The sequence below is a fragment of the Streptomyces sp. NPDC048106 genome (assembly GCF_040706415.1).
Classification (GTDB): domain Bacteria; phylum Actinomycetota; class Actinomycetes; order Streptomycetales; family Streptomycetaceae; genus Streptomyces.
This window is the reverse complement of record NZ_JBEZND010000094.1, coordinates 1-6,811: the sequence shown is the minus strand read 5'-3', so window position 1 is coordinate 6,811 and position 6,811 is coordinate 1. Positions and strand designations below refer to the sequence as shown.

The following is a 6,811-nucleotide window of genomic DNA, read 5'->3' as shown; positions in this document are numbered from 1 at the left end:
CCAACTGCCCGAAGACGTTGTACCCCCAGGCGAGGACGCGGCCCTCGGACGTCAGCGCCAGACTGTGGTAACCACCGCCGGCGAGGGCGGTGACCGTGGTGCCGGCGGGGAGGTGCACCTCGACCGGCGTACTGCTGTTGGTGGTGGTCCCGTCCCCCAACCCTCCGGAGCTGTTGTATCCCCAGGCGAGGACGCGGCCGTCGGACGTCAGCGCCAAACTGTGCTGGCCGCCGCCGGCCATGGCGGTGACCGTGGTGCCGGCGGGGAGATCCGTGTAGACGGGCGTGGTGCGGTCGGTGGTGGTCCCGTCCCCCACCTCCCCGTCGCGGTTGTATCCCCAGGCGAGGACACGGCCGTCGGGCGTCAGCACCAGATTGTGGTAGCCGCCTGCGGCCATGGCGGTGACCTGGGCACCGGTGGGGAGGTGCACCTCGACCGGCGTACTGCTGTTGGTGGTGGTGCCGTCACCCAGCTGCCCGCGGTCGTTGGATCCCCAGGCGAGGATGCGGCCGTCGGACGTCAGCGCCAGATTGTGGTGGTAGCCGGCGGAGATGGCGGTGACCGTGGTGCCGGCGGGAAGGTGTACCTCGACCGGCGTGTGGCGGTCGGTGGTGGTCCCGTCCCCCAGCTGCCCGTAGTAGTTGCTCCCCCAGGCGAGGACGCGGCCGTCGGACGTCAGCGCCAGGCTGTGCTCGCTGCCGGCGGCGATGGCGGTGACCGTGGTGCCGGCGGGGAGATCCGTGTAGACGGGCGTGGTGCGGTTGGTGGTGGTCCCGTCCCCCAGCTCCCCGACGCTGTTGCCGCCCCAGGCGAGGACGCGGCCGTCGGAGGTCAACGCCAGATTGTGGAAGTCGCGGGTGGAGATGGCGGTGAGCTGGGTGCCGGCGGGAAGGTGCACCTGGACCGGTGTGCTGCTGTTGGTGGTGGTGCCGTTCCCCAACTCACCGACGACGTTCCACCCCCAGGCCAGCGCGGTGCCGGTCGGCGGGGACGGTTGCGCGCTCGCGGGCGGGGCGGCGAGCCCGGTCAGGCACAGCGCGGCGACCAGCGCGGCCAGCACAGCCGTCAGGGCGGCGCGCGCACGGCCCCCCAACTGCGACCCCATGGGATAGGAAGAAGCTTTCACGATCCTCGTATCTACGGGTTGGCCGGGGCCTCTACCGGACGACACCCCGGACCGCAACCCGAGACCCCCCGGTCGGAGCTCCCCCATACCGCTACTTGGCCACCACCCCACCCAGCCGTCGTTCCTATTGATCAGAAACGGTTTGGGTTCTGGGTCGTTGGGTGGGTGTGAGCGATCTGGTGGGGGACGCGCGGCATCTGTCGCCGTCGGCGCAGGAGGCCCTGCGGCTGCGGGCAGTGGCCGCGCTGGTGGCGGGACGGGCCCGTGAGGACGTGGCGGCGGTGTTCGGGGTGTCGCTGAAGGCGGTCGACACGTGGTGGACGAAGTGGCAGGCCAGCGGGCGGGACGCGTTGGTCATGCGCCCGCGTGGCAAGCGGGTCGGGGTGCACCAGGTGCTCGGGGAGGCCGAGCAGGCCGCGGTGCGGCAGGCGGTCTTGGACCACCGGCCCTGTGACGTGGGGCTTTCCGGTCAGTTGTGGACGCGGCGGCTGGTGGGTGAGCTGATCGCGACGCTGTACCGGGTGCGGCTGACCGAACCGGGGGTGGGCAAGTATCTGAAGCGGTTGAGTCTGTCATTCCAGCGCCCGGACAAACGGGCCGTCGAGCAGGACCCCGAGGCCGTCCGGCGCTGGCATCAGGAGGCCTGGCCGAAGATCCGCGCGAAGGCGAGGAAGGACGGCGGCGAGATCCTCTTCGCCGACCAGGTCGGCATCCGATCCGACCAGGTCACCGGCCGGACCTGGGGCGAGAAGGGCAGGACCCCCGTCGTGCGGCGGAGCGGGAACCGGTTCTCGGTGAACGCGATGTCGGCGATCAGCACCAAGGGCCGGATGCACTTCATGGTCTTCACCGAGACCTTCACCGCCGAAGTGATGTGCCGCTTCCTGGACCGGCTCGCCGGCCACTTCGACCACAAGGTCCACCTGGTGGTCGACGGGCACTCCGCCCACCGTTCCAAGAAGGTCCGTGACTGGCTCGCCGCCCACCCCGACGACGTCGAACTGCATTTCCTGCCCCCGTACTCGCCCGAGCTGAATCCCGACGAGTTGGTCAACGCGGACCTCAAGCACAGCCTGCCCAAGCAGCACCGAGCCCGTGATCAGGCCGAACTCGCTGCCGAGACCCGCCGCTTCTTCCGCAGACGACAACGCCAGCCACACATCGTCCGCGGCTACTTCGGCGGCCCACACGTCCGCTACGTCCTGGACGAGAACCCCATGAGTTTCTGATCAATAACAAGCCAAATGAGATGTCCTGTTAGACCGTGTCCTATGTGGTGAGGCGTCGTTGTATTCGGCATGGGGCGGGGTAAGTGGAGTTGGATTGTTCCGGACGGGTTATGGGAGATCGCGAGGCCGCTGATCCCGCCGTCGAAGGTGCGGCCTCAGGGCGGCGGAACGCAGGACACACCTGATGAGACGCTCTTCGCCGCGATCATCTACGTCCTGGTGTCCGGGTGTGCCTGGCGAGCGTTGCCGCCGTGCTTCGGCGTCTCGAAGTCGACTGCCCACCGCCGGTTTCTGATCTGGTCCCGTGCTGGGGTGTGGGGCCGGCTGCACCAGGCCGTGCTCGACAAACTCTCGGCCAAAGACCTGCTCGATCTCTCCCGCGTGGTCCTCGGCACCGCCCATGTGAGGGCGAAAAAGGGGGCGAACTTGCAGGTCCGAGCCCCGCGGACCGGGGTAAGCCCGGTTCCAAGATGCATGTCCTGTCCGACCGGTCGGGACTGCCTCTCGTAGTCGGTATCTCAAGTGGCAACACCCACGACAGCCAGGGGCTGAAGCCCATGATCGCCGGGCTCCAATCGAGACACGACCCCGATCGGGGCCGACACTACAAGCCCCGAAAACTCCACGCCGACAAGGCTTATGACCAGCCCGACCTGCGTAAATGGGTCCGCGGCAAGCGGATCGGCGTGCGCATCGCCCGCAAAGGCATCGAGTCCAGCGAGCGTCTGGGGCGTCACCGTTGAGTGATCGAGCGCACCATGTCGGGGCTGTCCGGCTACCGCCGACTCAGCCCCCGCTACGAACGTAATCCCCGCAACTACCTGGGCTTTCTTGGACTCGCAGGTTCGGCCACTTGCCGCGCAACGGCGCTGAGCTGATCAGCCCCAAGATGTCCGAGTTCAACGGAGCGTAGTCAGCACCAAGTCAGCACGGGAGAGGTGAAGACGGGTGATGACGCGGGCTTTTAGTCAGCACCAAACCAGCACGGGAGTCAGCACCGCACCGTCAAAATACCCCGAACTACACATCTCGCATGGCGCTCGTTTCGCTCACTTCGATCCCCCAAACCGCTCTTCCCTGAGTCGGCATGGTGGCCACACGCATAGCCGGCCCTCGAACCATGTTGCCCCACCACATGTGCCCCTCACCTGCGTCTTCCTACCGTGTGCCGACACGTACCCGTCCCCACCGCACACGAGGAAGTGGCGCACATGGCCTCCGGAACCACCGCTCCCCCAGCCCCCGCCGGTCTCCCCAGGATCGTCGCCGCCAGTCTCATCGGGACCACCATCGAGTGGTGTGGTGCCTTCAGCCCTATGTCTGGCCGAAGGCACCACGCGTTCCCAAGTCCCGTCAGGCCGCCTCGACCACTGCCTCGAACTCGAGAGGCAGATCGAGCTCGGTCTGCATCGTGAAGACGGCATCCATCAGAGATCTCAAGCGCTCCGGGGCATCAGGCATCACGTGCGCGTAGGTCTGATGGGTGACCCTCGGGTCGCGATGCCCCAGCCACTCAGCCATGTCCGTCACCGGAACGCCCTTCGACAGGCCGGCGGAGGCGAAGAAGTGCCGGAGCCAGTGCGTAGTGATCCTCCGCGAGATGCCCGCCGCCTTCTTCGCGTTACGCCACAGCCGGTCGACGAGGGAGTACATGAGGATGTTGGTGCGCCCGACGTTGGCGAAGAGGTAGTCGCCCTCCAAGCGGTTGAGTCCCTCCTCCACCCGAAAGGTGCCGTGCAGCCGAACATGCTCCTGCACCTTTGCGGCGATCGTAGGCGGCACGGGAACCGCTCGGCCCTCGTCCAGATCACGCCACTTGAGATGGCGGACGCAGTGGGCACGGCCCCTCCCTTTGGTGATGGCCCTTTGGACTGCCGTCTTGGGCTCCTCGTTCGCGCCATCCTGCGTGACCTGGCGGTCGACATAAAGCATGCCGCTCTCGAAGTCGAACTGGCGCAACGTCACAGCGCACGCCTCACCGATGCGCAAGCCGCACCCGGCCATGAGCCACACGAGCAGCTTGTAGGGCCCAGGCAGGTGCTGCTCAATCGCCTCGATCTCCGCCAAGGTCGGCAAGCGGATCGTCTTCTTGACCCTGCGCTTCACTCGTTGGCGACCGGTGCGGACGTGCTGGCACGGGTTCTTGGTTATGTACTCGTTGGCGACGGCGAAGCTAAAGACACCGGCCAGCGTCTCATAGCGATTGATCGCCGTGCTCTCCTGATAACCGCGCTCTTCCACCATCCACTTCAGCCACGCATTGAGATGCTTTGGCTTGACGGCGCCAATGGCGGTATTTCCGAAGTAGGGCTCCACGTGGAGGCGAAGACTCGTCTCGTACTGATACCGCGTTCCGTTCACCCGGCTCCCGAAGTCAATGAACTCGCGGTACACGGCTACAAGAGGGACGAGTAGGCCCGTGGGGGCAATATACGTTCCGAGATCCTTTTCCCGCTCCACCTTGGCGGCAAAGGATTCGGCGGCTCCCTTCTTCTCAAAGGATTTCTCTCGCTGCCGTCCGCCCCGCCCACCAGGCTCCCGGTAGCGCACCGTCCAGGGGTGGCCGCAGCGAGTTGCGGTACAAGGATAGCTACCACTCTTCGCGTCTTCCTTGCATTTCTGGAAAACTCGAGCCACCCTACCGGACCACCTGCCAGACCTCCAAGAGAGTGCGTTTCACTACTAGCCATACTTCCGTTCCAGATACGCGACGACGTCGCGCTCGCGAAACCTCAAGAGCCGACCGACCTTTTGAGGCCGCAGCCCCCAGGCTCGATACTTGTTCTTGATCGTCAACTCACTGACTTTCAACCAATCGGCCACCTCAGTCGGCGTTAGAAGTCGGTAACTTCCACCCTGCGTCAAGATCACACCTACCATCTCCACGGTAAACATTGCCATCAGAAAAGCAGCAGCCCGTGCGGGACCTTCCATTTTTTGGATTGCAGCACTACCTACTGGCACCCGCCATGGATTCCGTGCCAAGGTCAGCTGAGTGCGAGCACCCTCAATGGTCCTCACGATCGCCGGTTTGGCTAACCGGCGATCGTCGTCTATGTTGCCCTCGTGCTTGGTTAGAGCACCTGTCCTGAGCCGCAGTCACGCCTCCGCACGGAATAGGTCTGGACAGCGACGTGTTCCACGCGCCGGGAGTCAGCACTGCCGAAGCGACCCACTGAACCCGTCGAAGGGCGTGCGTCGGTAGAGTGGAACTCCTCATCTGGCTATCGAGTAGGCCCGTTACCGGCCTCATGCTTGCGGGGTGTTGTACGTTGACATAGTCCCCGGAGAAGGTTCCAGTCTTTCGAGAGTCTTTCTCGTCTGCCGTGGGCGAATGCCAACGGAGCACGGCAGGAGGATGCTTCGTCGGCAGGACGGCCTTCGGCTCGTTGTGGAGCGGCGCCACACGAATCCTCCTCAGAGCCCCCTCGTCCGAAGACGGGCAGCCACCGGCCTGCCTGCGGTCAGGGCAACGCACGGACACAGCGCTGCCGTCATGTTTCGAGTTCGGTGAGCCCTACCTCCCGCTAAGGTCGAGATCCTTGGCCACGCATGACACCTCGGGTCAGGTCGCGTCGCGCACTGCGGCCAGGACGTGGGTCGAGTCGGTGCGCTATGTAATGCGCTCCCGACCAGCCCGGCGCCCTTGAGCCGAACCAGCGCCAGGTCCAGGAGCCGGTCGGCACCGTCGCCCTCGGCGAGGCGCTCGCGGAAGTCGGACAGCACGCTGTGGTGGAAGCCAGGATCAGCGAGCTCCATCGCAAGGGCGTACTTGAAGACGATGCGGCAGCGCACCGCCTCGGCGGCCTGCCGCTCCGATAAGCCGAGGAGGAACTGCAGCACGCAGACGGTGGCCAGTCGGGCGGGTGAGAGGCCGGGTCGCCCGTCGCGCGGATACCAGTCGGCGAAGTCCTCGTCATTCCACAGCCCGTCGAGGCGGTCACGTACCCATATCACCGTCGTACCACCCGGGTTGCTCGCCCGCGCGATCTGCGCGCTCAGAGACCGGACTTGCTCACCGGGACGAGGACAGAGGGACAAGGGGCACCTCGACAACTGCATCAACTCGGAACAGCCCGAGGACGGCTGAGCCGCAATACCGGGTTGATCGACCTGGCCGCCCAACTTCCCGCGACCTGCCGTCCTTCGCGTGAGAGCTGTGGACGGCCGCCGGGTGACCGACCGCCAGGCGGAAGAGGACAAGCACTTCTCGCGCTGGAGACGGGGCGGCAAACCGGACTCGGCGCACCACGAGGAACCTGGTGCGATGCGTTAACCGCCCTCCACCGTTACGAAGGAAGGGCCGTACCCCGACTGGCACGACAACGCGGTCCGCAGGGAAACCACCCTAGTCAGCTGAGACCTAGGTGTATTGACCCGTGAGGTTGGGGACGCGGCTGGCGGGTGGTTGGCCTTTCAGCGCGGTGTGTCCGCGGTGGTGATTGTAGGTGTGCAG

5 protein-coding genes and 1 pseudogene are annotated in these 6,811 nt (G+C 65.7%); 2 read left to right on the top strand and 4 right to left on the bottom strand.

The genetic code is table 11. From position 1 onward, the window contains the following. Window positions 1-1,093: hypothetical protein (locus AB0927_RS40720; RefSeq protein WP_366672916.1), on the bottom strand; the 1,093-nt coding region annotated here is incomplete at its 3' end. A gap of 260 nt (window positions 1,094-1,353) precedes the next feature. On the opposite strand from AB0927_RS40720, the gene AB0927_RS40715 reads away from it, so the two are divergent. Both AB0927_RS40715 and AB0927_RS40710 read left to right on the top strand, forming a co-directional pair. Continuing rightward, window positions 1,354-2,355: an IS630 family transposase gene (locus AB0927_RS40715; RefSeq protein ID WP_366672919.1), complete on the top strand. Its 1,002-nt coding sequence runs from the start codon at window positions 1,354-1,356 to the stop codon at window positions 2,353-2,355. A 69-nt stretch (window positions 2,356-2,424) separates the two neighbouring features. After that, a pseudogene (locus AB0927_RS40710) lies at window positions 2,425-3,233 on the top strand (IS5 family transposase). Window positions 3,234-3,708: 475 nt separating this feature from the next. On the opposite strand, the gene AB0927_RS40705 reads toward AB0927_RS40710, so the two are convergent. The 3 genes from AB0927_RS40705 to AB0927_RS40695 form a co-directional block, all read right to left on the bottom strand. Further along, entirely contained in the window at window positions 3,709-4,905 is a 1,197-nt protein-coding gene (locus AB0927_RS40705) for a tyrosine-type recombinase/integrase (protein WP_366672915.1), read from the bottom strand. Window positions 4,906-5,037: 132 nt separating this feature from the next. Then, window positions 5,038-5,235: a helix-turn-helix domain-containing protein gene (locus AB0927_RS40700; RefSeq protein WP_366672918.1), complete on the bottom strand. Its 198-nt coding sequence runs from the start codon at window positions 5,233-5,235 to the stop codon at window positions 5,038-5,040. A gap of 537 nt (window positions 5,236-5,772) precedes the next feature. Beyond that, complete coding sequence (locus AB0927_RS40695; RefSeq protein WP_366672917.1) at window positions 5,773-6,417, bottom strand: transposase; 645 nt, start codon at window positions 6,415-6,417, stop codon at window positions 5,773-5,775. Window positions 6,418-6,811: the final 394 nt, after the last annotated feature.